The following is a 23,209-nucleotide window of genomic DNA, read 5'->3' on the forward strand; positions in this document are numbered from 1 at the left end:
TTTCATGGTCGAAAAGGAAGTTTCCTTCAACGACGGCACGACTTGGGACACCGCCGACAACCCGGACGGTCCCGAGGCGAGCGTGATGGATGCGCCCAAGTTCCGCATCACCGTCACCAACATGGGCAACGTAACGCTCACCGGCTACACGATCGCCGACGTGAACTACACGTTCAACACGGTGAACGGCGTTCCGATCGACCTTACCGGCGTGACGATCTCCGAGAGCCTCTCGGCCAACGGCGAGCTGGATGTGGGCGAGACCTGGACGTTGATCTACGACCAGCCGCTCGACGTCGGATACCATAAGAATACCGTGACAGTGGACTTCACCGAAACGGGCCCGCAGACCGACGACGCCTACTACTATGTGCTCGCCAACGACGGGCCAGGCGTGCGCACCCCGGGCTTTTGGCAGAACCTCAACAACGGCGGGAAGTTCTGGGACGGCATTGCGGGCAACGAGAAGCAGGGCGATACTTTCCCCGACGGCAACCCGAACGTCGATGGCAATCAGGATCTGCTCTACGCCGTCGACAGCAATAACGACGGGGTAATCAACGGATCCGACCAGAAGGGCCTCCTGATCGGCGACTACAATCGCGACGGGTTCACGGGTGACAATCCGAACACGGTCGAAATCGAAGGCGCCGAAGACACCCTCTTCATCTCGTATGTGGACGCTCTCAAGGTAGTCGGGAACGAGGCGAAGGGAGGCAACGACGGCATCTACACGATCGGCCGCGATGTGGTCGCCACGTGGCTCAACTATCTGGGCGGCAACAACATTGATCCGACCAGCTCGGACCCCGACAACATCGCCAATGCCCCAAAGCACTACATCGACGACGCAATCAACTGGCTGCAGGAGTTCGCAAGCTCGGCCGACAACGATGTGGCGCCCTTCGCGCGGTTCCAGTTCGATGCCGCAGTGAAATCCAGCAGCGCCTTTTGGAAGAACGCGTCGGGCAACCAAGGGGGCCACACCTGGAACACCCACCATTCCGGCGCGGAAATTCACAACGCCCTTGGCGGATACAACGAGAACGGCATCATCGATGGCATGGAATACGCCGGCGATGGAGACAGCGCGCTGCTGAAAGCCGCCTTGGCGGATTATCAGCAAGACCAGGCTAGCTTGCTGCAGTTCCAGAGCGCCTTCGTGGAGACCCCGGATTCCCTTCCGGCCGAAGTGATGATGTTTGCCCAAACCCTCGTGCCGACTTGATCTGGGCTGGGGGAACGTGCAGGGTCTGCTTGAAGCCAGCGAGCCAAAGGGCCGGATAGCCGAGTGGCTGTCCGGCCCCTTGCGCCGCAACCGTTCGCTCTACGTCAAGGTTGGCATAGCGGCGGCGATGATCAACTTCTTCTCGTTGATTGTCGCGGTGTTCACCATGACGGTCTACGACCGGGTGGTTCCCAACAACGCCACGGACTCGCTGATCGGCCTCACGATCGGGCTTGGCATTGTCCTGATCTTCGACTTCCTGCTCAAGCTTCTGCGTTCCTATTTCGTCGACGTTGCCGGCGCCGGGGTCGATCGCGACATCGGACGCGCAATTTTCTCGCGCATCCTCGCCATGCGCCTCGATCTGGGCCGCCGCTCGACGGGCGGGCTTGCAGGGCTCGTTCGCGAGATCGAGACGCTGCGCGATTTCTTCACCTCGGCTACGCTGACTACCCTCGTCGATCTGCCGTTCGTGCTCATCACCCTTGCGGCGATCGCATTGATCGGCGGCTCGCTGGTACTTGTGCCGCTCATCCTCATTCCGCTGGTCATCTTGTCCGCGCTGGCCTCGCAACCAGTGATGAAGCGGCTGGCCCACCGCACCCTCGGCGAGGCGCTGGGCAAACAGGCGGTGCTGGTCGAGACGATCGGTAGCCTGGAGACAGTGAAGTCGGCCAATGCGGGCAACATGCTCGCTCGCCGCTGGGACGAGGCGATGAAGGGCCATTCAGAAGCCTCCCTTCGACAGCGACTGACATCCAACCTGTCGATCAACGTGGCCGGCAGCGCGCAGACGATGGCATACACGGGGATCGTGATCTTCGGCGTCTTCGCCATCGCGGAGCAGCGGCTCACCATGGGTGGGCTGATCGCCTGCTCGATCCTCGCCGGACGGGCGGTGGCGCCGTTGGGAGCCATCGCCAATCTGTTGACCCGGATCAACGCCACGCGCACAGCCTACCGCCAGATCAATGAACTTATGGAGCAGCCGGCGGAAGGCCCGAACAGCGGAGTGGGCCTGACGCCGAGCAACGTTGACGGGGCGATTGAATTCCGCGACGTCGACTTTCGCTATCCCGGCGCCGCCGAGCTGGCGCTGACGGGCGTCTCCTTTCGCATCACGCCCGGCGAGCACGTTGCTCTCGTGGGCCCGGTGGGCTCGGGCAAGTCGACGATCGCGAAGCTGCTGATAGGTTTGTACCCGCCCACTAGCGGCCTCGTCATGATCGACGGGACCGACATCCGCCAGCTTTCGCCGGACGCGATGCGCTCGCGCATGGGCGCGCTGCTGCAGGACAACGTGCTGCTCACGGGCACCATTCGCGAGAACATTCTGCTCGGCCGCGAGGACGTGGACGACGACGAAATGATCCGGGCTGCCAGGGCTTCCTTGGCGCACGACTTCGTCGCTTCCATGCCGAACGGTTACGATGTCGTCCTGGCAGACCGCGGCGAGGGTCTGTCGGGCGGCCAGCGGCAGGCCATCGCCATGGCCCGGGCACTCGTCGGCAAACCGCCGGTGCTGGTGTTCGACGAGCCAACCAGCGCGGTGGATTCGGAAACCGAAGCCCGGCTGATGACCAACTTGCGCAAGGAGTTCGAGGGCCGGACGCTGATCGTCATCACTCACCGCCCCTCGCTCCTCAACCTCGTCAGCCGGGTCATCCTGATGTCGCGGGGGCGGATCGCGATGGACGGAAGCCCCGACAGCATAACGCGCAAAGTCGCGCGCATCGGCCCGAGGTAGTCCCATGCTGGAGTCAGCCCGCTCGTTCTTTCAAGACGACGACATCGCGATCGAGGACGAAGAGTTCCGCGCGCGCAAGTCGGCCAACATCGTCCTCTGGGCGCTCCTGGCGTTCGTTTTACTGTTCTTGGTTTGGGCAAGCCTGGCCTCGGTCGACCGCACGGTGCGCGGCATGGGGACGGTCGTGCCCAGTTCGAAGCTGCAGGTGGCATCCAACTTCGAAGGCGGGGTGATCGAGGAGATCCTGGTCAAGCCGGGCGACACTGTGAAAAAGGGCCAAGTGGTCGTCCGGCTAAGCCCGACCATCAGCAGTGCGGCCTTCGGCAGCTCGGAAGCGAATGTGGAAGCACTGGAAGCCAAGATCGACCGGTTGCAGGCCGAGGTCCGCGGCGGCAGTCCGTCCTACTCCACCGGCGCCGCGGCGCAGGTCGCGGTCGAGCAATCGCTGCATTCCGCACGGATGGCGGAGCTCGGTAGTCTTCAGTCCGCCGGACAGGCGCGGGTGATTCAGGCCGAACGCTCGGTCGCCGAAGCGCGGTCGATACTCGAGGCGCGGCAATCCAACCTGACCACAGCCAATCGAGAGTTGGAGATGCTTCGCCCGCTGGCCGAGCAAATGATCGTGCCCAAGATGGACCTCATCAAGGCCGAGAACGCGGCGCAGATCGCGCGCAATGAGGTTTCGGCTGCGCAAGCGGCGGTCGCTCGGGCGCAGTCGTCCGTCGCGGAAGCACGCGCGATGGGGGCGCAGCAGTTCAGCGACTGGAAGACCCGGGCCGGGATGGAGTTGTCGCAGGCGCAGGCCGAGCTGACCGTACAGCGGCAGAACCTGCCGGCGCTTTCGGACCGGGTCGACCGGACCGCCATACGCGCGCCGATGTCTGGCCGGGTCAACCGTGTGCTGGTGACCACCGTAGGCGGATCGGTCAGCGCCGGTCAACCGATCGTCGAGATCGTGCCCACCGCCGATACGCTGTTCTTCGAGGTCATGATCCGGCCGAGCGATATCGGCAATGTCGGCCTCGGCCAGAGTGCACGGATCGAGATCACTGCCTACAACTCGGCAGTATTCGGCACGCTCAAGGGCACCGTCACCTCGATTTCGCCGGACGCCGTCGCCAACGACAAGGGCGAAACCTTCTACACCGTCGAAGTGCAGGCCAACGGCACCCTCAAGGGAACCGACGGCAAGCCGCTCCGTATCGGACCCGGAATGACCGCCAACGTCAGCCTCCTGGGCGAGAAGCGCTCGATCCTGTCCTACCTGTTCACCCCGATTACCCGCCTGTCGGAGAACGCGTTCCGCGAGTAGATCAGGCCGCCTCGTCGCTCGCGTCGAGGCCGTAGGCGGTATGCAGCACGCGCACCGCGAGCTCGGTCTCGTCCTCGTCGATCATCACGCTGACCTTGATCTCCGAAGTCGAGATCGCCTGGATGTTGATCCCGCGCTCGGCGAGCGCCTTGAACATCGTCGCGGCAACGCCCGCGTGGCTCTTCATGCCTACGCCGACGACGCTGATCTTGGCGATCTTGCTGTCGGTGATGATGCGGTTGAACCCGATCTCCTCGCGCCTGTCCTCGAGCAGCGCCTGCGCGCGCGCGAGGTCGGTCATCGGCACGGTGAAGGTGACATCGGTTTCGCCTTTGTCGCGGCCGACATTCTGGATGATCATGTCGACATTGATCGAGGCGGCGGCGAGCGGCTCGAAGATGTGCGCCACCGCGCCCGGCCGGTCGGGGACGCGGGTCAGAATGATCTTGGCCTCGTTCTTGTCATGCGCGATGCCGGTGACGTGCTGGCGTTCCATTTCGCCTCTCTCCAAGATCTGTTCCATCTCCTCTTCGGAGACGATCATTGTGCCGGGTATCTCGTCGGCCGGAACCGCATCGTCGCCGATGAAGCTGGAAAGGACCTGCACCCGCACCCCTTCCTTCATCGCCAGCCCGACCGACCGGGTCTGCAGCACCTTGGCGCCGACGCTCGCGAGTTCGAGCATTTCTTCGTAGGTCACCGCCTTGAGCTTGCGCGCCTTGGCGACGATCCGCGGGTCGGTGGTATAGACCCCGTCGACATCGGTGTAGATATCGCAGCGGTCCGCTTCGATCGCGGCCGCCACCGCCACCGCCGAAGTGTCAGAACCGCCGCGGCCCAGCGTGGTGATCCGACCATCGTGCCCTACACCCTGGAAGCCGGGGATCACGGCGATCTCCCCTGCCGCCATGCTCGCGAGCAAGGCTTCGCTATCGATGTCCTCGATGCGGGCCTTGGCATGGGCCTCGATCGTACGGATCGGCATCTGCCAGCCGAGCCAGGAGCGCGCCTTGCAGCCGACTGCCTGCAGCGTGAGGGCGAGGAGACCGCTGGTCACTTGTTCGCCCGAGGCCACGACGACGTCGTATTCGGCGGGATCGTAGAGCGGGTTTGCTTCGCGGCAGAAATTGACCAAGCGGTCGGTCTCGCCGGCCATCGCAGAGACCACGACGGCGACCTCGTTGCCGCCCGCGGCCTGCTTGCGCACAATGTTCGCCACGCGCCGGATGCGCTCGGTGCCGGCCATCGAAGTGCCGCCGAATTTCATCACGATCCGCGCCACGCGTGCGAAGCTCCCGCTGGATAGGGCCAGCCCGCGCTGTTAGGGGGGCCGCATGGTCGATGCAACACGCCCCGGCGATACGAAATCTAGGGGCGGCTCAACGATCCGGCCCGATGAAGCCGCCCATTTCGGCCGGCTGGCTGCCGACTGGTGGGACCCGAAGGGTTCCTCGGCGATGCTGCATCGGCTGAACCCGGTTCGGCTGAGCTTCATCCGCGATGCCATCGACCAGCACTGGGGCGGCGATCCGGCGAGCGTGCGGCCGCTTTCCGGCAGGAGCGCGCTCGATGTCGGGTGCGGCGCAGGGCTGCTCTGCGAACCGCTCGCGCGAATGGGCGCGGAGGTAACCGGGATCGACGCCGCGGCCGAGAACGTGCTCGCCGCCGCCACTCATGCGGAGGGTGCCGGGCTCGAGATCCGCTACATGGCGGGCGAGGTCGGCTCGCTCGATATTGGCGCGTTCGATCTCGTGACCAGCATGGAGGTGCTCGAGCATGTCGCCGACAAGCGCGCGTTCGTGACGGCGTTGGCACAAAGGCTGGCACCGGGCGGACTGATGGTGCTGTCGACGCCCAACCGCACCACGCAGTCGCGCGTACTCCTCGTCGGCGCGGCTGAGGCGATCGGGATGGTGCCCAAGGGCACGCACCATTGGGACGATTTCGCCACGCCTGCCGAACTGCGTACGCTGTTGGCCGATGCGGAGCTGACGATGGGTGAGCCCGAAGGCATCGCATTCTCGCCGGCCAAGGGCATGCACCGCTCGCGCGACCTCTCGCTCAATTACATCGTCACGGCCGTGCGGAGCGCATGAGCGTTGCGGCGAGAGCGGGGTCGTCGGTGAAGATGGCATCGACACCCGCGCCGGCGAACAGGCTCCAGGCGGCGGCGTAGTCGCCCGTTTCGGCGTCACCCGCTCCCTTGCGCAGCGCGGCGGGCAGGAAGGCGTTCTCCTTGCGCAAGGTCCAGCCGTGCACCTGGAGGTCCGCCGCGTGAGCGGCCTCGACGAGCCCGGTCGGCTTCCCGTCCGCGCCCACAACCAGCAGCAGGTTGGGGCCGATCACGTCGGCGTACTCGGCGACATGGGCAAGGCCGCTCGGCGTCAGCATCTCGGCATAGGTCATGCCGGGCTCGTCCGCCGGACCGCCCTCTTCTGATACCAGCTGGACCAGCCGGGCATCGACGCGCTTGTCGAGCCGCTGCAGCGCGCCGACCTCGAAGCTCTGGATGAACAGCGGGGCGGTCGCTCCGTCGAGGTTGTGCTTCTTCAGCGCCGACACCAGCAAGTCGACGCTGTCGATACCCTGCTCGAGCAGGAAGGCCGGATGCTTGAGCTCGGGATACAGACCCACGCGGTAGCCGCGCTCGGCTTCCTTGGCCTTCACAAGGCTGACGATCTCGTCGAAGGTGGGCACCTGATAAAGACCGTCGTAACGCGCGTTGCCTGGGCGCAGCGAAGGCAGGCGCTCTTTCGCGCGCAGGGTGCGCAGTTCGGCCAGGGTGAAGTCTTCCGCGAACCAGCCGGCGACTTTCTGACCGTCGATCTCCTTGGTCCGGTTCCTGTCCTCGAACTCCTCGCGGGTAGCGACGTCGGTGGTGTCCGACAGCTCGTTCTCGTGCCGCGCGACGAGCACGAGGTCCTTGGTCACCACGAGGTCGGGCTCGATGAAGTGCGCGCCCGCGTCGATCGCGCGTTCGTACGCGGCAAGGGTGTGCTCAGGCCGCTCGCCGCTCGCGCCCCGATGGGCGATGATGAGCTGGGCCTGCACGGGCACGGCAAGGGCCGCGAGAAGTAGGGCGATCAGGATCCGCATGGGCCTCCCTTTGCTTCAGCCAAGCTGAATATCAGCCGAGCGCGGCGGCGATCGCCGCCCGGGTCTGCCGCTCGCGCGCCGCCCAGTTGCCCGATATAGTCTGGTAGCGCACGCCCGCGCGGCGGAGCATGTCTTCGGCGAGCTCCGCGAATTCGGCGCGCGCTTCGGGAAGGCCGAAGAAACGGGTGGCGTCGTATTCCCACGGCACGTCGGCGGCGAACAGCAGGTAGAGATCGGCCTTGTCGTATGCCATCAGCTCGTCCGGCACCTGGCCGAACAACATCTGCGCCCAGGCGGCGGTCATCAAGGGATCGGTGTCGAGCAGCACCAACTCTGGCTCGCCGGCATGCGCCTCGCGCGTCGCGCGGTCCTGCTGCGCTGCGATGGCGAGCAAGTCGTCGAGGGTGAAATCGGTGCCGACCGTCTCGGCATGGATCCGGCCGTATTCCGGGACCAGCGGACAGCCCCATTCGGCGGCGAGGGCAGCGGCCAGCGAGGTCTTGCCGGTGCTCTCCGCCCCGTGGAAACAGACTTTCATGCCGTTATCGCATCCTCTTTCGCAGCGCGGCTCCAGGCCCGCAGTCCGACTGCCGACAGCACCAGGAAGCCGCCGTAGAGCACCGCAAGCAGGTGCAGTTCGCGGTTCACGTAGAGCGCGATCGATACGATATCGATAACGATCCACGCCGCCCAGTTCTCGACCTTGCGGAAGCTCAGCAGGAACTGGGCCGCGACGCTCATCCCGGCAACCGCGCTGTCGGCCATCGGCAATGCCGCGTCGGTCCAGCGGGCAAGGCCGAGGCCGAGCGCCACGCTGATTGCCGCCGTGGCCAGCATCCAGGCAACGCGCGAGGGCCAGCCCATCCAGCGCACCGGCACTACCGCATCCCCAGCGCCTTTGGCGCGGGTCCACAGCCACCAGCCCCACGCGTTGACGACGAAGAAGAACGCCTGCAGCCCAGTCTCGGCGTAGAGCCTCGCTTCGAACAGCACGATGCCGATGCAGGTCACCATCGCCATCGCGACAGGGAAGTTCCACACCGATCGCCGGATCAGCAGGACGATGTTGGCGAAGCCGAGTACAAACCCGGCGATCTCGAGTGGGTTCACGCGAGCGCCGCTGCCCATTCGGCGGCGTCAAACCCCACCAGCAGCCCGCCCGGGTGATCGACCACCGGGCGCTTGATGCAGGAAGGTTGCGCGACCATCAGGCGGATGGCTTTCTCCGCGTCGAGGCCCTCCTTCTGCTCGGGCTCGAGCTTGCGGAAAGTCGTGCCGCTGCGGTTGAGCAGCCGCTCCCAGCCGAGCGCTTGCACCCAACCGCGGACCAGGTCCTGGTCGGCACCTTCCTTCTTGAAGTCGTGGAAGGTGTAGTCGATGTGCCTGTCCGCCAGCCAGGCGCGCGCCTTCTTCACCGTGTCGCAGTTGGGAATGCCGTAAAAGGTGATCATCGTCGGTCTTTCGAACTGAAGTGGTGAACGCGCGGCTCGGCGCAGGCGAACAGGGTGTAGTCGGCGTAGTATTCCGTCCGGCCCTTGTGCTGAACGGCGCGATGTTCGGCAAGCCGGCCCCAGGCGCGCGCCGAAGCCTCGTCGTCCCACTCGCTTATGGCGACTACCTCGCCGTCCTCGGCGGTGTACGACTTGAACGAGCGATAGCCCGGCTGCGCGGCGGCAAGCGCTTCCATCGCCTCGGCATCGGCCGCGTAGGCGGCGGCGTCCATCGCGGCGCGCTTGCGGTTGCGGAAGACCACCAGGAACATCAGCTGATCTGTGCCGCCGGCTTGTAGGACTTGGCACAGTTAGCACACAGTTCTGACGATGAAACTTTCGGCCTGCGCGGCAGGCGCGGCAAGCGGCAGGTGAAGGGGCCGGGGAGCGTCATTCGCGGCGTGCCTAGCAAGCGCTTGCGATGTAGGAAATCATTCTCGCAGGTGGGCGTCGGCGATCGCAACCGCGAGCGCATCGGCGGCGTCGGCTCCCGCCATCGCCACCCCGGGAAGCAGCACCTTGAGCATCGCCTGGACCTGCGTTTTCTCCGCCGCCCCCGTGCCGACCACCGCCTTCTTGACCAGCCGCGCCGCATGTTCGCGCACCGGCACGCCCGCCCGCCCGCACGCCGCGAGCACGGCGCCGCGCGCCTGCGCGAGCTTCAAGGTCGACTGCGGATTCTTGTTGGCGAACACTTCCTCCACCGCGACCCGGTCGGGCGCATGGACCGCAATCAGCGCGGCGACCGCGTCGTGCAAGTGATGCAACCGCTCGGCCATCGGCGCCTTGGCGTCGGTGGGCACCTGGCCATTGGCGAGGTGCGTGAGGCGCGAGCCCTCGCTGCGGATCACGCCCCAGCCGGTGCAGGAGAGCGAGGGATCGAGGCCGAGGATGATCAAAGGCGGAGGCCGAAGCGCGGTCCGACCTGGATCATAGCCAGATAGAGGACGACCGTCAGCACGCATCCGGCGAGGAGAGCGAGCCAGAAATTCATCCCGCTGCGCAGCAACACCGGGATCACGAGGAACATCGGCAGGCTCGGGAGCACGTACCAGAAGGTGGCCGCGGAATGGACCGCCATGTTCTCGGCGTCCGGACGGGCGTGCCACAGGAAGATCATCCCCAGCACCGAGACGAGCGGCAGCGAGGCCACGATCGCGGCGGTGGCCGGAAGGCGACGGCCGATTTCCGAAATGGTCGCGATCATCGCCCCGGCGAGCAGCGCCTTGGCGATGACAGCCCACATCAGCCGATCTTGTCCATGATCTCGTCGCTGACTTCGTAGTTGCCCCACACGGTCTGCACGTCGTCGTCGTCATCGAGCACATCGACCAGCTTGAGCAGGGTGGCGGCGTTGGCCTCGTCGAGCGCTACGGTGAGGTTGGGCTTCCAGGCGAGCTTTACGCTCTCGGGTTCGCCGAGCACTTTTTCGAGCGCGCCGGCGACTTCGTGCAAGGCCTCCATGTCGGTCCAGATGGTGTGGCCGTCTTCGCCGCTTTCGACATCGTCGGCCCCTGCATCGATCGCCGCCTCGAGCACCGCGTCTTCGCTACCGGCTTTCGCCGGATACTCGATCATGCCCTTGCGCTCGAACCCGTGGCTGACCGCGCCTGATGCCCCCAGATTGCCGCCGTTCTTGCTGAACGCGGTGCGCACGTTGGTGGCGGTACGGTTGCGGTTGTCGGTCAGCGCCTCGACGATCAGAGCGACCCCCCCCGGGCCGTAGCCTTCGTAGCGCACTTCCTCGTAGTCCTCGCCGCCCGCGGCGGCCGCCTTGTCGATCGCGCGCTGGATGTTGTCCTTCGGCATCGACAGCGCCTTGGCGTTGTTGACTGCCAGCCGCAGACGCGGGTTCATGTCCGGATCGGGCGTGCCCATCTTCGCCGCGACGGTGATCTCGCGGCTAAGCTTGGAGAACTGCGCCGAGCGCTTCTTGTCCTGCGCGCCCTTGCGGTGCATAATATTTTTGAACTTGGAATGGCCTGCCATAAGTCCGTTCTTGATGACGAGTTTTCGGAACGGGGGCGCATTAGCCGCATGAGCGGGCAACCGACAAGAGCCGGCTCGTCGCCGGAGCCGGACCAGCGCGGTCGATCGCTCCCCGTGCCGGGACCCTGGCGGCGGTGGGCCGGCTTCGTGCGCCGCCCGTCGCTGCCCGACAAGGCCGATCCTGCATTCCTGCGCGGCGTCAAGACCGTGCTGCCGCTGCTCGCGCTCGACCTGCTTCTGATGGCCGTGCTGCTAGGGGCGGTGGGCGCGGCGACGGCGCTCGGGTTCGAGATGCCCGAGCATATGCTCGGCGAGATGACGCTCTCGGCGCCACTGGTCGTCTTCTTCGTCGTCGGAGCGCCGAGCGGCGAAGAGATCTTATTCCGCGGATGGCTGTCGGGCCGCACCGGTCACATTCTCGGCGCGCTGGCCTTCGCGGCGGCGATCGCCCTGTTCCTTATGGGAGGGCGCAATGCGGCAATGGAAGGCGCCGAGTTGTGGTCGTTCGCCGCACTGGCGCTGCTGGTGGTTTCGGCCCTAGTAGTCTTCCTGTTGCGCGGGCGCCCTGCCCTGGCTGGCTTCAAGCGGCGCTTCGCCTGGTTCTACTGGATCAGCGCCGTTGCCTTCGCGGCCATCCACCTGACCAATTTCGCCGCCGCCGGGCCGTCCATGTTGCCGCTGGTGCTGCCGCAGTTCGCCCTGGCCCTGCTCTTGGGCTACCTGCGGGTCACCCACGGCTTGTGGAGCGCCATCATGCTCCACATGCTCCACAACGCGACCTTCATGGCCTTCGTGCTGATCGGGACTGCCGCGGCCTAGTCCTCGCGGACGACCTTCCCGCCCTTCATCACGAAATCGACGTCTTCCAGTTGCCGCACGTCGGCGAGGGGATCGCCGTCGACCGCGATGATATCCGCCGCCAGGCCCGGAGCGATGCGGCCGATGCCAGGCCGGCCCAGCGCTTCGGCGGCATCCACGGTGGCCGCCTTGATCGCCTGAGCCGCGCTCATCCCGGCATCGACCATCAGCGCGAATTCTTTGGCGTTGTCGCCGTGCTTCGAGACGCCGGTATCGGTCCCGAAGGCTATCTTGACGCCGGCGGCAATCGCGCGGCGGTGGCTCTCGCGCGCCGCCGCGCCGGCTTCCTCGGCCTTCGGGATCGTCGCCGGCGGCAGCATGCCTGCGCGGGCCTGCTCGAGCGCGGTGGCGGGCGCGAGCATCGTCGGCACGAGCCAGGTGCCCTTGGCCTTCATCAGTTGGACGGTCGCATTGTCGAGGAAGGTGCCGTGATCGATCGTATCGACACCCGCTTCGACCGCGGCGCGAGTCCCCTCGGCGGCGTGGCTATGCGCCGCTACCTTGCGCCCCAGCCCGTGCGCCGTGTCGATGATCGCTTTCATCTCCTCGGGCAGCATCGCTCGCCCGAGACCGCCCGAGACATTAGACAGCACGCCGCCGGTTGCCATGAACTTGATGACCTGCGCGCCGAGGCCGACCTGGCGGCGGACCGCGCGGCGGCAGTCGTCGGCGCCGTCGCAGGTGTTCTGAACTTTGCCGGCAACCGCATGTGCGAAGGGTTCGGCGATCCCGTTGAGCGGGTCGCCGTGTCCGCCGGTCACCGAGATCGGCTCCCCCGCGTTGACGATGGTCGGCCCGTCGAGGTCACCGCGCTCGATTGCGTCGCGCAGGGCGCGGATGCCGCGAGCAGGATCGCCGAGATCGCGCACGGTGGTGAAGCCCGCGCGCAGGGTCGTGCGGGCGTTGCCGGCGCCGTACATGACTTCGTCCTCCGGCTCGGTATTTATCGCTAGCAACCGCGCACGCATCGGATCGCCGCCGATGCCCAGCATGTGGACGTGCATGTCGATCAACCCCGGGAGGAGGAACTTTTCCTTGAGGTCGACGAGTTCCGCCCCCGCTTCGGGCGCGACATGTCCGTCGCGCAGTTCGGCGACCTTGCCGTCTCGCACGATTATCGTGGAGGGCCCGCGCGGCGCCTCCCCCGGCCGGTCCAGCACCCGCCCGGCGTGGATGTAAGTAACCCCGGAGCTCTGCGCCGCGGCGGCCGCGGGCATGAGCGCGAGCGCCGCGGCGGCGGCAAAAAGCACGGTTTTCATGATGGCGATTCTCCCCTGTCGGCCGGGTCTAACACGGGCAGAGCCCGCTGCAACCCGCCGCCGGGGTCAGATCGTGACGGCGGTCCCGCTGACGCTGACCATCAGCATCGACCCGGTCTTGCCCAGCACTTCATAGTCGAGATCCACGCCGACGACGGCGTTGGCGCCCAGCGCCATCGCCTCGGCCTTCATCTCGCTGATCGCCTGCTGGCGCGCGCGGCTGAGGACATCCTCGTACTGCCCCGAGCGGCCGCCGACGAGGTCTGTGATCGAGGCAAACAGGTCGCGGAACAGATTCGCCCCGACGATCACTTCGCCGGTTACGATGCCGTGATAGGCGCGCACCGGCCGCCCTTCGACGAGCGCGGTCGTAGTCACGATCATCCCGCCGCCGGGCGTGGACGCGCTGCCGCCGCCCCCGCCCTCTTGCGGCGCTTTCCACGGACTGGGCCGGCTAGCCATTGACGATCGTTCCCCCATTCGGATGCAGCACCTGTCCCGACATGTAGCTCGAATCCTGGCAAGCGAGAAAGAGGAATGCTGGGGCCACTTCGTTGGGTTGGCCGGGGCGGCCCATCGGGGTGTCCTCGCCGAAGGCTTTTAGCTTCTCCTTGCTCGCGCCGCCGAACGGATTGAGCGGGGTCCAGATCGGCCCCGGCGCGACCGCGTTTACGCGGATGCCGTCTTCGATCAGGTTCTCCGACAGCGAGCGGGTGAAGGCGGTGATCGCTCCCTTGGTGGCGCTGTAGTCGAGCAGCTCCTTGCTGCCCTTGTACATGGTGATGCTGGTGCAGTTGATGATCGACGCACCCTGCTTGAGGTGCGGGCGAGCGGCCTGGACCAGATAGAACATCGAGAAGATATTGGTCTGGAAGGTGCGCTGCAGCTGCTCGACCGTGATGTCGGTGATCTCCTTGTCGGGATGCTGCTCGCCGGCATTGTTGACCAAGACGTCGAGGCGGCCCCACTTGTCGATGGTTTGCTGGACTAAGTCTCTGGCCACCTCCGGATCGCCGAGATCGCCGCGATGGATCAGCGCCTCGCTGCCTTCATCGGCGATGCGGTCGGCGGTGAACTGCGCGTCGTCGTCTTCCTCGAGGTGCGAGATTGCGACCTTCGCACCCTCGCGCGCGAAGAGGATCGCGGTGGCCCGACCGATTCCGCTGTCACCGCCGGTGACTATCGCCACTTTGCCCGCGAGTCGCCCCGATCCGGGGTAGCGCGGCTCCCACTCGGGCTTGTCTTTCATCCGGGATTCGTGGCCCGGCATCCGGGGCTCTTCGCCGGTCTCCTCGACGAAAGCCTTCTCGACGGTCTCGGTATCTTGGGTCATCGGTGAACTCCTTCCACCGGACCCAACCGCGCGGGCGCGGGCGCGGTTCCGCGCTTAACCCAGGTCAGCCCAAGCCCAGCGCCGCCTTGTAGGTGTCGAGGATCGCTTCCATTTCGGCTCGGTCGTCGGGCTTCATCTTCCGCAGGCGGACGATCTGGCGCATGATCTTGGCGTCGTAGCCGACCGCCTTGGCCTCGGCATATACGTCGCGGATGTCGTCGCTGATGCCCTTCTTCTCTTCCTCGAGGCGTTCGACGCGCTCGATCAGCAGGCGCAGGCGATCATCTGTGGCGTTGGCCATTTCTAAGTTTGCTCCGGAAAAATGAGAATCGGGTGCCGGTCCGATAGCCAGCGCGCCAGAGCCTTTGAAGCGGGGTGGAAAACTATTCCGCTGCGTTGAGCTGGAGGCTCGCCTCCATCCGCGCAAGCTGCTCGGGGGTCGCCTCGCTCTGGTGGCGCGCCTTCCACTCGGCCGCCGGCATCCCGTGAATGAGAGCGCGCGCGGCGGCCTTGCCGCCTGGGTAGCCGGCGTCGGCGATCCAGTCAGCGAGACAATTGCGGCAGAAGCCGGCCAAGCCCATCAGGTCGATGTTTTGTGCGTCAGTCCGGTGGCGCAGGTGGCGGACCAGCCGGCGGAAGGCTGCCGCCGCCTGCGCATCGGGGAGGTGGTCGAGCGGATCGGGTGAATTCGTAGCCATTGCGGCATCAGTCCTTGTCTTGCCCCACGCGCTTGCCATAGGCGGCACGCATGCAAAAGCTCGAACCGCGCAAGCGCAAGGTCAAGGTCCTCGCCACCGTCGGCCCCGCGAGCCGCAAGCCGGAAATGCTGGCCAAGCTGTTGCGCGCCGGCGCCGACGCGTTCCGCGTTAACATGAGCCACGGCGAGCACGCCATCCATGCCGAGACGATCAAGGCGATCCGCGAGCTCGAGAAAAGCTCGGGCCGGCCGATCGCAATCCTCGCCGACCTACAGGGTCCAAAGCTGCGCGTGGGCTCGTTCAAGGGCGGGCAAGCGGTGATCCGGCACTCGGGGCACTTCACCTTAGACCGCAATCCCGAGCCCGGCGACGAGACCCGCGTCGAACTGCCCCACCCGGAACTGTTCGCCGTGCTCCGCAAGGGGCAACGGCTGCTAATCAACGACGGCAAGATCCGCCTCAAGGTGATCAAAGCCGAGGGCGACAGCATCCTCTGTTCGGCCGAGGTCGGCGGCGTGATATCGGACCGCAAGGGCGTCAACGTGCCCGACGCCGAGGTGCCGATCCCGGCGCTCACCGAAAAGGACCGGCGCGATCTCGCCTTTGCCATCGGCCAGGGGGTCGACTGGATCGGCCTCAGCTTCGTGCAGCGGCCCGAGGATCTTGCCGAAGCGCGCAAGCTGATGGGCGGCTACGGCGCGCTCTGCGCCAAGATCGAGAAACCGAGCGCGGTGCGCCGGCTGGACGAGATCATCGAGCTGTCCGATGGCATCATGGTCGCGCGCGGCGACCTCGGCGTCGAGCTGGAGCCCGAGGAAGTACCGCCACTGCAGAAGCGCATTGTCAATTGCGCGCGCATGGCGGGCAAACCCGTGATCGTCGCGACCCAGATGCTCGAATCGATGATCGAGAGCCCGACCCCCACGCGCGCCGAGGTCTCGGATGTGGCCAACGCGGTCTACGATGGCGCGGACGCGGTGATGCTTAGCGCCGAGACCGCTGCCGGCGATTGGCCCGAGGAAGCGGTGACCATCATGGACCGCATCGCCACCCACGTCGAACGCGACGAGGCCTATCTTGGCAGGGTGCGCTTCCTCGACACGCCGCCCGACCGGACCACCGCCGACGCGCTCAGCCACGCCTGCATGACGATTGCCGATACGGTGCCGGTCGCCGCGGTCATCGTCTTTACCGGGTCGGGCAGCACGGCACGGCGGGTCGCGCGAGAGCGCCCCAGCGTGCCGATGCTGGTTCTTACGCCGAGCGTGAAGACCGCAAGGCGCGTGGGTCTTCTATGGGGCGCGCATGCCGTGGCCACCAAGGATATCGGCAGTTTCGAAGAGATGATCGCCAAGGGCAAGCGCATGGCGCTGCGCCATGGCCTCGGAACTGCGGGCAGCAAGCTCATAGCCCTTGCCGGGGTTCCCTTCGGAACGCCCGGCAGCACCAACTTGCTTCACGTAGTAACTCTGACAGGCGACGAACTTTCCAAACGTACGCCCTAGAGATCAGGGGCTGCTGGGCTCGTCGTCGTCGGTGAGGAGCAAGAACGCCATCCCGGCCGCGGCAATCAGGATGATGATGATGGCAGGCCCGAAGCCGCCGGATAGTTCCGACTCCTCGGATGTAGAAGCCGCGGCGCGTGCCGCAGGGGCCGCCTGAACGGCTACGGGAGCAGCGACGAGCGTCGCTGCAGCAGTGGCGAACGCCAGCTTACGAAGAACCATTTGATTTAGACCCTTTTGTCGCGGTGGAACGGACAGTGCGACAACAGGGTGAAGGCGGCATTGTTCCCACGCAAAATTCGTCCGCGCCGAGCCGTGAGTCTGGAGCGGCGAGGTGTCGCCCCCTCCGCGCGCTAGGACGATGCTGCTGCCAGCCGCGCACGCACGCGATCCTCGCCGAGAACCGGCACAAGAGCCCGCATATCCGGACCGTGCTCACGCCCGGTCAACGCCAAGCGCAGGGGAAGGAAGAGGGCCTTGCCTTTTCGCCCGGTCGCCTCCTTCAGCGCAGAGGTGAGCGTCTGCCAGGGGTCGTCCCCCCATTCGAGGATCTCCGCCGCCCGCGTGAGGTAGGATCGATCCTCATCCGACAGGGCTGACCACTCTACCGGACCATCGATCACGCGCCACCAGTCTGCTGCATCGGAGACCTTCTCGAGGTTCGGGCGGATGGCCAGCCAGGCGTTCTCCCCCATTCCCTCGGGCAGGCGATCGGCGACCGCGAGATACGGTAGCTGGTGGACGATCGCATGGTTCAGCCGCTCGAGCTCGGCCTCATCAAACCGAGCCGGTGCCCGTCCGAAGGTCGCTAGGTCAAACCCTGCGATCAGCGTTTCGCGATCCGCGACCGGTTCGACCGGCTGGCTGGTGCCCAGTCGCGCGAGGAGAGCCACGAGAGCCTGCGGCTCGATGCCGGCTTCCCGCAGGCCCGAAACGGACAGCGAGCCGAGACGCTTCGACAGCTTTCCCTCGGCCCCCATCAGCAGGGCCTCGTGCGCGAAACCAGGAATGTTTCCTGCTGCACCGAAGCCTGCAGCATGAAGCGCGGTAAACATCTGAATTTGCGCGGCAGTGTTGCTGACGTGGTCCTCGCCCCGCAGCACGTCAGTCACGCCCATCTCGATGTCATCGATCGCGCTTGGAAGCATGTATAGCCAGGAACCGTCGGCCCGGCGCACAACTGGATCGGAAAGCTGAGCGGGATCGAAGTGCTGCCGGCCGCGAATGCCGTCGTGCCAATCGATGGACTCGCCGTGATCGAGCTTGAACCGCCAGTGGGGCGCGACGCCATCCGCTGCGAATCGCGCATGGTCGACGTCCGTGAGCGCCAGCGCCGCGCGGTCGTAAATCGGAGGCCGCCCGCGCCCGAGAAGCACCTTGCGTTTGAGGTCGAGCTCCTGCGCGGTTTCGTAGCAACGGTACACGCGGCCCGCGGTGCGCAACCGCTCGAAGGCGTCTTCATAGATCGCCAGGCGCGCCGATTGCCGCTCCTCGCCGTCCCATTCGAGCCCAAGCCAGGAAAGGTCGGCCCCGATCGCGTCGACGTATTCCTCACGGCTGCGCTCGGCATCGGTGTCGTCAATGCGCAACAGGAAGCGCCCGGCGGCCTTCTTGGCGAGCATCCAGTTGTGGAGCGCGGTGCGAATGTTGCCGACGTGAAGCAGGCCGGTGGGGGACGGAGCGAAGCGAGTGACGGTCATGCCCGCGCGCCGTTAGCGCAGCGGCGCGGCTATTGCGAGAACAGCGTGACCCGGCGATCGGTGGTGAAAATCTCCACCGCGTTCGATGGAACTCGGCCAAATCCAGTCGCCGCATCGATCGCCGCGACGATCGCTTTTTCCTGCGGGGTCATTCCGCGGCCGCAGCCCTCGACCGGTACCCGCTTGGTCTCGATCGTCCCGCTTTCGGCAGCGTAGGACCAGGCCACGTTGATGCAGTCAGCAACCATATGGATGCGGTCGGCGGTTATCGACGCGGTTATCCCGTAGGGGGCGTCGATCGCCTGGCCGTCGACCCCAGCGATGCGCCATTCACCAATCAATTCGCTCGCAGGGACCAACCTGGCTGGCTCGCGGGGCTCCACTTGAACAGTGGACGAAGGCGAACTCGCTGGGGCCGCTGCGGCCTTGCCGGTCGGGGTGGCTACGGGCTCCTCGGGCACCTCGGTGGCCGGGGCGCAGGCGCCGAGTGCTAGCAGGGCGGCTAACGCGGACGCTCGCATGGGCTGTCTCCTATCGGCTCAGCAGAAACACCGCGTGCTCGGCACGAAAGTTCGCCGCGAACGGGCCGAGGCTGCGCGTTCCGCTGAAGAACCAGGCCCGCTCGGTGCGGACGCCCATCCGGTCGAGAAGTTCCCGGAAGTCGGCGACGGTCACGTGGTGGATGTTCTGGGTCTCGTACCAGCTCACCGGCAGCGAGCGCGTCACCGGCATTCGGCCCCCCAGCGCCAACGCGGCGCGCATCCGCCAATGCGCGAAGTTGGGAAACGAGACGAACGCCTGTCGACCGACGCGCAGAAGATCGTCCAATAGGCGGTCGGGCCGCGCAGCCGTCTGCAGGGTCTGGCTCAGGATGGCGTAGTCGAAGGTCTTGTCGGGATAATCGGCCAGATCGCGGTCGGCGTCGCCCTGGACCACGCTAAGGCCGCGGGCGACGCTCCGCTCGACCAGAACCGGGTCGATCTCCATCCCCCGCGCATCGCATCCGTGGTCGCGCAAGGCCGCCATCAGCTCGCCTTCGCCGCAGCCGATGTCGAGCACGCGCGTGCCGGAGCGTACGTTGGCGGCGATGACCGCGAGGTCAGGACGCAACAGGGTCATCCGATGAAACCCTTGACCACCCGGTCGAGCGCGGCGTGCTCGAGCAGGAAGCTGTCGTGACCGTGGGGGGCGGATAGTTCGACAAAGCTCACCGCCGCGCCCGCCGCGTTGAGCGCGTGGACAACGTGGCGGCTCTCGGCGGTCGGATAGAGCCAGTCGCTGTCGAAGCTGACGAGGCAGAACCGCGCGGTGGAGCCCGCAAAAGCCTCCGCGAGCAGACCACCGTGTTCCTCGGCAAGGTCGAAATAGTCCATGGCGCGGGTGATGTAGAGGTAGCTGTTCGCGTCGAACCGCTGGGTGAAGCCGCTCCCTTGGTAGCGCAGGTAGCTTTCGACTTGGAAGTCAGCGTCGAAGCCGAACGACTTGGCCTCGCGTTCTTGCAGGTTCCGGCCGAACTTGTCGGTCAGGCCGGCCTCGCTGAGGTAGGTGATGTGCGCTGCCATCCGCGCAACGGAGAGGCCTTTGTCCGGCGAGCGGCCCGAGCCGTAGTAGTCCCCGCCCTGCCAGTCGGGATCGGCCATCACCGCCTGCCGGCCGACCTCGTGAAAGGCGATGTTCTGGGCGGAGTGACGCGCGGTGGTGGCGATCGCCAGCACGCGGGCGGCGCGGTCGGGGAAGTTCGCGGCGAAGCTGAGCGCCTGCATTCCGCCCATCGATCCGCCGACGACGGCGTGCAGCCGTTCGATCCCGAGTTCGTCGAGTAGGGCGACCTGAGCCCGCACCATGTCGCGGATCGTGATGACGGGAAAGCGCATCGCATAGGCCTTGCCCTCCTCGTCCAGGCTCGCGGGGCCCGTTGACCCCATGCACCCGCCGATTACGTTGGCGCAGATCACGTGATAGCGCGCCGTGTCGATCGGCTTGCCCGGCCCGACCATCCGCTCCCACCACCCCGGTTTGCCGGTGACCGGATGCGCGGAAGCGACGTACTGGTCGCCGGTCAACGCATGGCAGATGAGGATCGCGTTCGACTTGTCGGCGGCCAGTTCGCCGTACGTCTCGTAGGCGACTTCGACGCGCTCGAGCGAATGCCCCCCGTCAAGCGGCAGGGGGAGAGGCAGCGTATAGCTCTTCAACGCGGTCTGGGAGGCCATTGCCGCGCCGGTAAAGAGCAAGAGCAGGCATTGGGCAACCACCGCTTTTTCTTTGATGCAAGCGCGGCCCGCCTGCCATAAGCGCGCGGCAATGGCCGATGGACCGCAAATGAAGCCGTGGATCGAGGCGATCCATGCCTACGTACCGGGCAAATCCGCCGGGGCCGACGGGCGACCACTGGTCAAGCTCTCGGCAAACGAGAACCCTTTAGGTACCAGTCCCGCCGCGCTCGCTGCGCGCGGCGATGCCGCGGCGCCTAGCCGCTATCCGGACCCCGACAGCACCGCGCTGCGCGAGGCTCTCGGCGCCAAGCACGGAATCGATCCGGAACGGATCGTGTGCGGAACCGGCTCCGACGAGCTGCTTCACCTCGCAGCCAATGCCTTTGCCGGTCCCGGGGACGAGGTGCTGTTCCCGCGCTACAGCTTCGCCGTCTACGAGATCGCGACTCGAAAATGCGGAGCGACGCCGGTGGAGTCGGCGGACGCCGACTTCGGGTGCGACGTGGATGCGTTGCTGGCCCGCGTGACCGAGCGCACGAGAGCCGTCTTCCTCGCTAATCCCAACAACCCCACCGGTACCTATTTGCCCGCAAGGGATATCGCGCGGCTCCATGCGGGCCTGCCGAAGAACGTGCTGTTCGTTCACGACCAGGCGTATGCCGAATATCTCGAGCCGAGCGAAGACGATGGTGGGCTGGAGTTGGCCGCGGCGCACGACAACGTGTTGGTCACACGTACATTCTCCAAGATCCACGGGCTCGCCGGCGATCGGATCGGCTGGGCGACCGGCGCGCCCGGGCTGATCGACGCGCTCAACCGCATCCGGGGGCCCTTCAACGTGACCAACTCGGGTCAGGCGGCCGCGCTCGCGGCGCTAGCCGACGACGGGTTCGTGAAACGCAGCCGGATCGAGAATGCCGCTAACCGGGCGCATTTCGCCGGCGCGATGGAGCGGCTCGGCAACCACGGCGTCCGGCCGGTGCCGAGCAAGGGCAACTTCGTGCTGGTGCTGTTCGAAGGTGCGCTCACCGCCGAAGCCGCAATGGCGTCGATCGCCGAGGCCGGCTACGCGGTGCGGCACCTGCCCAGCCAAGGTCTGGGGCAAGGTCTGCGGATCACCATTGGTACGCGTGAGGACATGGATACCGTGGCCGAAGCGATCCGCCAGGCGGCCGAGCGCGCCCGGTGAGCTTCGCGCGGGTCGCAATAATCGGGCTTGGGTTGCTTGGGGGGTCGATCGGCCTCGCGGTCGCCGATAAGCTGCCGGGCTGCGAGACCACCGGTTACGATGCTGATCCCAAGGTACGCCGCCGGGCCGCCGAGCGCGGCCTGGTCGGCCGCGTTTGCGAGACCGCAGCGGACGCGGTCGCCGACGCGGAACTGGTCATCTTCTGCGTCCCGGTGGGCGCGATGGGTGAGGCCGCGCAGGCCATCGCGGGCGCCTTGCCGCCCGACGCGATCGTCAGCGACGTCGGCTCCTCGAAAGCTGCAGTGGGCGAGGCACTGCGGCGGGCGCTTCCCGGGGCTGCCGTCATCCCCGCCCACCCGGTCGCGGGGACCGAGAGGAGCGGGCCCGACGCCGGCTTCGCCCATCTGTTCCGCCACCGCTGGTGCATTCTCACCCCGCCCGCCGATGCTGACCCGGTAGCGGTCGCGCGGCTTTCGGCCTTCTGGGAAGCGCTGGGCGCCAATGTCGAGGTGATGGACGCCGCCCATCACGACCTCGTGCTGGCCGTGACCAGCCACATCCCGCACCTCATTGCCTACACCATCGTTGGTACCGCAAGCGATCTCGAAGGCGTGACCCAGAGCGAAGTGATCAAGTATTCCGCCGGCGGCTTTCGCGACTTCACCCGCATCGCGGCAAGCGACCCGGTGATGTGGCGCGACGTATTCCTGACCAACCGCGATGCGGTGCTCGAGATGCTTGGCCGCTTCACAGAGGATTTGAGCGCACTCCAGCGCGCGATCCGCAACTCCGACGGGCAAATGCTGTTCGACCTCTTCGCCCGCACCCGCGACATCCGCCGCTCGATCGTCGAGCAGGGACAGGACGACGCGCGGCCGGATTTCGGCCGCTCGGACCACGAAAGCTAGCGGTTCAGCGCGTTCATCGCGGCATGGACGCGCGCCTCGGCCTCCTCGCGCGGGAGACCGGGCGGAATGGGCTCGCCAAAACGATAGGTGATCACGCCGCGCCGCTTCCACCGCCGGTGGTAAAGCGGCCCGCTGTTCACCGCTACGGGCACGACCGGCAAACCGAGCATTTTGTAAAGGCCGGCGAACCCCGCCTGGAGCGGAGGCTCCGTGCCGTGCGGCACGCGGGTGCCTTCGGGAAAGATCGCCAGCGGGCGTCCATCCGCGGTCAGCGCCTTGGCCGAGGCGAGCATTGCTCGCAGCGCCTTGGCGCCCTGGTCGCGCGCTACTGGCACGACCCCGAACGCCTGGGCCGACGCACCCCACAAAGGGATGCGGAATAGCTGCTCTTTCGCAAAGACAACCGGGTTATGAAGCAACGCCGGCAAGTCGATCGCCTCGAAGAAGGATTCGTGCTTGATCGCGTACATCGCCGCTCCGATGGGCCGCGTTCCTTCCTCCCGTATTTCGATCCCGAGGATCGCGGTAACGCTCCAGCGTTGCCAGCGCGACCAGCCGCGGACGACTTTGCGGAAGGCAGCCGGGCTAAATGGAAGCACCGCCAGCGACCCGCTCGTGTAGAACAGCGAGCCGAAATAGAACACCAGGTAGAACGCGAGACTGCGGACGACATTCATCAGC

Annotated in this window: 28 protein-coding genes; 8 read left to right on the forward strand and 20 right to left on the reverse strand. The window is 66.3% G+C overall.

Annotated features, from left to right (window positions below; translation table 11 throughout):
- The 3 genes from ACWPM1_RS00005 to ACWPM1_RS00015 form a co-directional block, all read left to right on the forward strand.
- The coding region (locus tag ACWPM1_RS00005) for a hypothetical protein (RefSeq protein WP_455692799.1) at positions 1–1,228 on the forward strand (1,228 nt) is incomplete at its 5' end.
- A 16-nt stretch (positions 1,229–1,244) separates the two neighbouring features.
- Complete coding sequence (locus ACWPM1_RS00010; protein ID WP_455692800.1) at positions 1,245–2,975, forward strand: type I secretion system permease/ATPase; 1,731 nt, start codon at positions 1,245–1,247, stop codon at positions 2,973–2,975.
- Between the two features lie 4 nt (positions 2,976–2,979).
- Positions 2,980–4,287, forward strand: a complete 1,308-nt coding sequence (locus ACWPM1_RS00015) for an HlyD family type I secretion periplasmic adaptor subunit (protein WP_455692801.1) — start codon at positions 2,980–2,982, stop codon at positions 4,285–4,287.
- A gap of 1 nt (position 4,288) precedes the next feature.
- Here ACWPM1_RS00015 and ACWPM1_RS00020 read toward each other — a convergent pair whose 3' ends face one another.
- On the reverse strand, positions 4,289–5,569 hold the full coding sequence (locus ACWPM1_RS00020; RefSeq protein WP_455692802.1) for an aspartate kinase: 1,281 nt from the start codon (positions 5,567–5,569) through the stop codon (positions 4,289–4,291).
- Between the two features lie 52 nt (positions 5,570–5,621).
- On the opposite strand from ACWPM1_RS00020, the gene ubiG reads away from it, so the two are divergent.
- Positions 5,622–6,383: a bifunctional 2-polyprenyl-6-hydroxyphenol methylase/3-demethylubiquinol 3-O-methyltransferase UbiG gene (gene ubiG / locus ACWPM1_RS00025; protein ID WP_455692803.1), complete on the forward strand. Its 762-nt coding sequence runs from the start codon at positions 5,622–5,624 to the stop codon at positions 6,381–6,383.
- Here the strand turns inward: ubiG and ACWPM1_RS00030 are convergent.
- The 8 genes from ACWPM1_RS00030 to ACWPM1_RS00065 all read right to left on the reverse strand — a co-directional run bounded on the left by ACWPM1_RS00030 (position 6,361) and on the right by ACWPM1_RS00065 (position 10,862).
- Complete coding sequence (locus ACWPM1_RS00030; RefSeq protein WP_455692804.1) at positions 6,361–7,383, reverse strand: glycerophosphodiester phosphodiesterase family protein; 1,023 nt, start codon at positions 7,381–7,383, stop codon at positions 6,361–6,363. The two genes, ubiG and ACWPM1_RS00030, sit on opposite strands and share 23 nt — an antisense overlap.
- Before the next feature lie 31 nt (positions 7,384–7,414).
- Positions 7,415–7,921 (reverse strand): AAA family ATPase, encoded by a 507-nt coding sequence (locus ACWPM1_RS00035; RefSeq protein WP_455692805.1) that lies wholly within the window; start codon positions 7,919–7,921, stop codon positions 7,415–7,417.
- A complete protein-coding gene (gene pnuC, locus ACWPM1_RS00040) occupies positions 7,918–8,511 on the reverse strand; it encodes a nicotinamide riboside transporter PnuC (protein ID WP_455692806.1) in 594 nt (197 codons plus the stop codon). The genes ACWPM1_RS00035 and pnuC overlap by 4 nt, the downstream gene beginning before the upstream one ends.
- Complete coding sequence (locus ACWPM1_RS00045) at positions 8,490–8,834, reverse strand: ArsC family reductase (protein WP_455692807.1); 345 nt, start codon at positions 8,832–8,834, stop codon at positions 8,490–8,492. The genes pnuC and ACWPM1_RS00045 overlap by 22 nt, the downstream gene beginning before the upstream one ends.
- On the reverse strand, positions 8,831–9,145 hold the full coding sequence (locus ACWPM1_RS00050; RefSeq protein WP_455692808.1) for an antibiotic biosynthesis monooxygenase family protein: 315 nt from the start codon (positions 9,143–9,145) through the stop codon (positions 8,831–8,833). Before ACWPM1_RS00050 ends, ACWPM1_RS00045 begins: the two co-directional genes overlap by 4 nt.
- Positions 9,146–9,304: 159 nt before the next feature.
- Complete coding sequence (gene ruvC / locus ACWPM1_RS00055) at positions 9,305–9,772, reverse strand: crossover junction endodeoxyribonuclease RuvC (RefSeq protein ID WP_455692809.1); 468 nt, start codon at positions 9,770–9,772, stop codon at positions 9,305–9,307.
- Positions 9,769–10,119, reverse strand: a complete 351-nt coding sequence (locus ACWPM1_RS00060; RefSeq protein WP_455692810.1) for a DUF3147 family protein — start codon at positions 10,117–10,119, stop codon at positions 9,769–9,771. The genes ruvC and ACWPM1_RS00060 overlap by 4 nt, the downstream gene beginning before the upstream one ends.
- Positions 10,119–10,862: a YebC/PmpR family DNA-binding transcriptional regulator gene (locus ACWPM1_RS00065; protein WP_455692811.1), complete on the reverse strand. Its 744-nt coding sequence runs from the start codon at positions 10,860–10,862 to the stop codon at positions 10,119–10,121. Before ACWPM1_RS00065 ends, ACWPM1_RS00060 begins: the two co-directional genes overlap by 1 nt.
- Positions 10,863–10,976: 114 nt before the next feature.
- Here ACWPM1_RS00065 and ACWPM1_RS00070 point away from each other — a divergent pair, with 114 nt between their 5' ends.
- Complete coding sequence (locus ACWPM1_RS00070; protein ID WP_455692812.1) at positions 10,977–11,681, forward strand: CPBP family glutamic-type intramembrane protease; 705 nt, start codon at positions 10,977–10,979, stop codon at positions 11,679–11,681.
- Here ACWPM1_RS00070 and ACWPM1_RS00075 read toward each other — a convergent pair.
- The 5 genes from ACWPM1_RS00075 to ACWPM1_RS00095 all read right to left on the reverse strand — a co-directional run bounded on the left by ACWPM1_RS00075 (position 11,678) and on the right by ACWPM1_RS00095 (position 15,010).
- Entirely contained in the window at positions 11,678–12,979 is a 1,302-nt protein-coding gene (locus ACWPM1_RS00075; RefSeq protein WP_455692813.1) for an amidohydrolase family protein, read from the reverse strand. The genes ACWPM1_RS00070 and ACWPM1_RS00075 overlap by 4 nt on opposite strands.
- A gap of 66 nt (positions 12,980–13,045) precedes the next feature.
- Positions 13,046–13,363: a heavy metal-binding domain-containing protein gene (locus tag ACWPM1_RS00080; RefSeq protein WP_455695085.1), complete on the reverse strand. Its 318-nt coding sequence runs from the start codon at positions 13,361–13,363 to the stop codon at positions 13,046–13,048.
- 70 nt (positions 13,364–13,433) lie between these two features.
- Positions 13,434–14,312, reverse strand: a complete 879-nt coding sequence (locus tag ACWPM1_RS00085; protein ID WP_455692814.1) for an SDR family oxidoreductase — start codon at positions 14,310–14,312, stop codon at positions 13,434–13,436.
- Between the two features lie 64 nt (positions 14,313–14,376).
- Complete coding sequence (locus ACWPM1_RS00090) at positions 14,377–14,613, reverse strand: DUF2312 domain-containing protein (RefSeq protein WP_455692815.1); 237 nt, start codon at positions 14,611–14,613, stop codon at positions 14,377–14,379.
- Positions 14,614–14,695: 82 nt separating this feature from the next.
- Entirely contained in the window at positions 14,696–15,010 is a 315-nt protein-coding gene (locus ACWPM1_RS00095) for a DUF1244 domain-containing protein (protein ID WP_455692816.1), read from the reverse strand.
- Between the two features lie 50 nt (positions 15,011–15,060).
- Between ACWPM1_RS00095 and pyk the strand changes: the two genes are divergently transcribed.
- On the forward strand, positions 15,061–16,515 hold the full coding sequence (pyk, locus tag ACWPM1_RS00100; RefSeq protein WP_455692817.1) for a pyruvate kinase: 1,455 nt from the start codon (positions 15,061–15,063) through the stop codon (positions 16,513–16,515).
- Between the two features lie 3 nt (positions 16,516–16,518).
- Here the strand turns inward: pyk and ACWPM1_RS00105 are convergent, their stop codons facing one another.
- From ACWPM1_RS00105 to metX, 5 genes are all read right to left on the reverse strand, one after another.
- Complete coding sequence (locus tag ACWPM1_RS00105; RefSeq protein WP_455692818.1) at positions 16,519–16,737, reverse strand: hypothetical protein; 219 nt, start codon at positions 16,735–16,737, stop codon at positions 16,519–16,521.
- Between the two features lie 131 nt (positions 16,738–16,868).
- Positions 16,869–18,215, reverse strand: coding sequence for a glutamate--tRNA ligase (gene gltX, locus ACWPM1_RS00110; protein WP_455692819.1), 1,347 nt, complete (start codon positions 18,213–18,215; stop codon positions 16,869–16,871).
- Positions 18,216–18,244: 29 nt separating this feature from the next.
- Positions 18,245–18,736: a hypothetical protein gene (locus tag ACWPM1_RS00115; protein ID WP_455692820.1), complete on the reverse strand. Its 492-nt coding sequence runs from the start codon at positions 18,734–18,736 to the stop codon at positions 18,245–18,247.
- 10 nt (positions 18,737–18,746) lie between these two features.
- A complete protein-coding gene (metW, locus tag ACWPM1_RS00120; RefSeq protein ID WP_455692821.1) occupies positions 18,747–19,334 on the reverse strand; it encodes a methionine biosynthesis protein MetW in 588 nt (195 codons plus the stop codon).
- Positions 19,331–20,428, reverse strand: a complete 1,098-nt coding sequence (gene metX / locus ACWPM1_RS00125; RefSeq protein ID WP_455692822.1) for a homoserine O-acetyltransferase MetX — start codon at positions 20,426–20,428, stop codon at positions 19,331–19,333. The genes metW and metX overlap by 4 nt, the downstream gene beginning before the upstream one ends.
- 91 nt (positions 20,429–20,519) lie before the next feature.
- On the opposite strand from metX, the gene hisC reads away from it, so the two are divergent.
- Positions 20,520–21,620: a histidinol-phosphate transaminase gene (gene hisC, locus ACWPM1_RS00130; RefSeq protein WP_455692823.1), complete on the forward strand. Its 1,101-nt coding sequence runs from the start codon at positions 20,520–20,522 to the stop codon at positions 21,618–21,620.
- Positions 21,617–22,528 carry a prephenate/arogenate dehydrogenase family protein gene (locus ACWPM1_RS00135; RefSeq protein WP_455692824.1) on the forward strand — a complete coding sequence of 304 codons (912 nt, stop codon included), beginning with the start codon at positions 21,617–21,619 and terminating at the stop codon, positions 22,526–22,528. The genes hisC and ACWPM1_RS00135 overlap by 4 nt, the downstream gene beginning before the upstream one ends.
- On the opposite strand, the gene ACWPM1_RS00140 is transcribed toward ACWPM1_RS00135, so the two are convergent.
- The gene (locus ACWPM1_RS00140; RefSeq protein WP_455692825.1) at positions 22,525–23,205 is read right to left on the reverse strand and encodes a lysophospholipid acyltransferase family protein; all 681 of its coding nucleotides are present in this window, start codon (positions 23,203–23,205) and stop codon (positions 22,525–22,527) included. The two genes, ACWPM1_RS00135 and ACWPM1_RS00140, sit on opposite strands and share 4 nt — an antisense overlap.
- Between the last annotated feature and the right edge of the window lie 4 nt (positions 23,206–23,209).

This window comes from Tsuneonella sp. HG249, from assembly GCF_053819205.1.

What these genes read in the sequence shown, in the direction of transcription:
- ACWPM1_RS00015 (WP_455692801.1), top strand. Translation starts at nt 2,980, where the DNA reads ATGCTGGAGTCAGCCCGCTCGTTCTTTCAAGACGACGACATCGCGATC.
- ubiG (WP_455692803.1), top strand. Translation starts at nt 5,622, where the DNA reads ATGGTCGATGCAACACGCCCCGGCGATACGAAATCTAGGGGCGGCTCA.
- ACWPM1_RS00030 (WP_455692804.1), bottom strand. Translation starts at nt 7,383, where the DNA reads ATGCGGATCCTGATCGCCCTACTTCTCGCGGCCCTTGCCGTGCCCGTG.
- ACWPM1_RS00035 (WP_455692805.1), bottom strand. Translation starts at nt 7,921, where the DNA reads ATGAAAGTCTGTTTCCACGGGGCGGAGAGCACCGGCAAGACCTCGCTG.
- pnuC (WP_455692806.1), bottom strand. Translation starts at nt 8,511, where the DNA reads ATGGGCAGCGGCGCTCGCGTGAACCCACTCGAGATCGCCGGGTTTGTA.
- ACWPM1_RS00045 (WP_455692807.1), bottom strand. Translation starts at nt 8,834, where the DNA reads ATGATCACCTTTTACGGCATTCCCAACTGCGACACGGTGAAGAAGGCG.
- ACWPM1_RS00050 (WP_455692808.1), bottom strand. Translation starts at nt 9,145, where the DNA reads ATGTTCCTGGTGGTCTTCCGCAACCGCAAGCGCGCCGCGATGGACGCC.
- ACWPM1_RS00060 (WP_455692810.1), bottom strand. Translation starts at nt 10,119, where the DNA reads ATGTGGGCTGTCATCGCCAAGGCGCTGCTCGCCGGGGCGATGATCGCG.
- ACWPM1_RS00065 (WP_455692811.1), bottom strand. Translation starts at nt 10,862, where the DNA reads ATGGCAGGCCATTCCAAGTTCAAAAATATTATGCACCGCAAGGGCGCG.
- ACWPM1_RS00075 (WP_455692813.1), bottom strand. Translation starts at nt 12,979, where the DNA reads ATGAAAACCGTGCTTTTTGCCGCCGCCGCGGCGCTCGCGCTCATGCCC.
- ACWPM1_RS00080 (WP_455695085.1), bottom strand. Translation starts at nt 13,363, where the DNA reads ATGATCGTGACTACGACCGCGCTCGTCGAAGGGCGGCCGGTGCGCGCC.
- ACWPM1_RS00085 (WP_455692814.1), bottom strand. Translation starts at nt 14,312, where the DNA reads ATGACCCAAGATACCGAGACCGTCGAGAAGGCTTTCGTCGAGGAGACC.
- ACWPM1_RS00090 (WP_455692815.1), bottom strand. Translation starts at nt 14,613, where the DNA reads ATGGCCAACGCCACAGATGATCGCCTGCGCCTGCTGATCGAGCGCGTC.
- ACWPM1_RS00095 (WP_455692816.1), bottom strand. Translation starts at nt 15,010, where the DNA reads ATGGCTACGAATTCACCCGATCCGCTCGACCACCTCCCCGATGCGCAG.
- pyk (WP_455692817.1), top strand. Translation starts at nt 15,061, where the DNA reads ATGCAAAAGCTCGAACCGCGCAAGCGCAAGGTCAAGGTCCTCGCCACC.
- ACWPM1_RS00105 (WP_455692818.1), bottom strand. Translation starts at nt 16,737, where the DNA reads ATGGTTCTTCGTAAGCTGGCGTTCGCCACTGCTGCAGCGACGCTCGTC.
- gltX (WP_455692819.1), bottom strand. Translation starts at nt 18,215, where the DNA reads ATGACCGTCACTCGCTTCGCTCCGTCCCCCACCGGCCTGCTTCACGTC.
- ACWPM1_RS00115 (WP_455692820.1), bottom strand. Translation starts at nt 18,736, where the DNA reads ATGCGAGCGTCCGCGTTAGCCGCCCTGCTAGCACTCGGCGCCTGCGCC.
- metW (WP_455692821.1), bottom strand. Translation starts at nt 19,334, where the DNA reads ATGACCCTGTTGCGTCCTGACCTCGCGGTCATCGCCGCCAACGTACGC.
- metX (WP_455692822.1), bottom strand. Translation starts at nt 20,428, where the DNA reads ATGGCCTCCCAGACCGCGTTGAAGAGCTATACGCTGCCTCTCCCCCTG.
- hisC (WP_455692823.1), top strand. Translation starts at nt 20,520, where the DNA reads ATGGCCGATGGACCGCAAATGAAGCCGTGGATCGAGGCGATCCATGCC.
- ACWPM1_RS00140 (WP_455692825.1), bottom strand. Translation starts at nt 23,205, where the DNA reads ATGAATGTCGTCCGCAGTCTCGCGTTCTACCTGGTGTTCTATTTCGGC.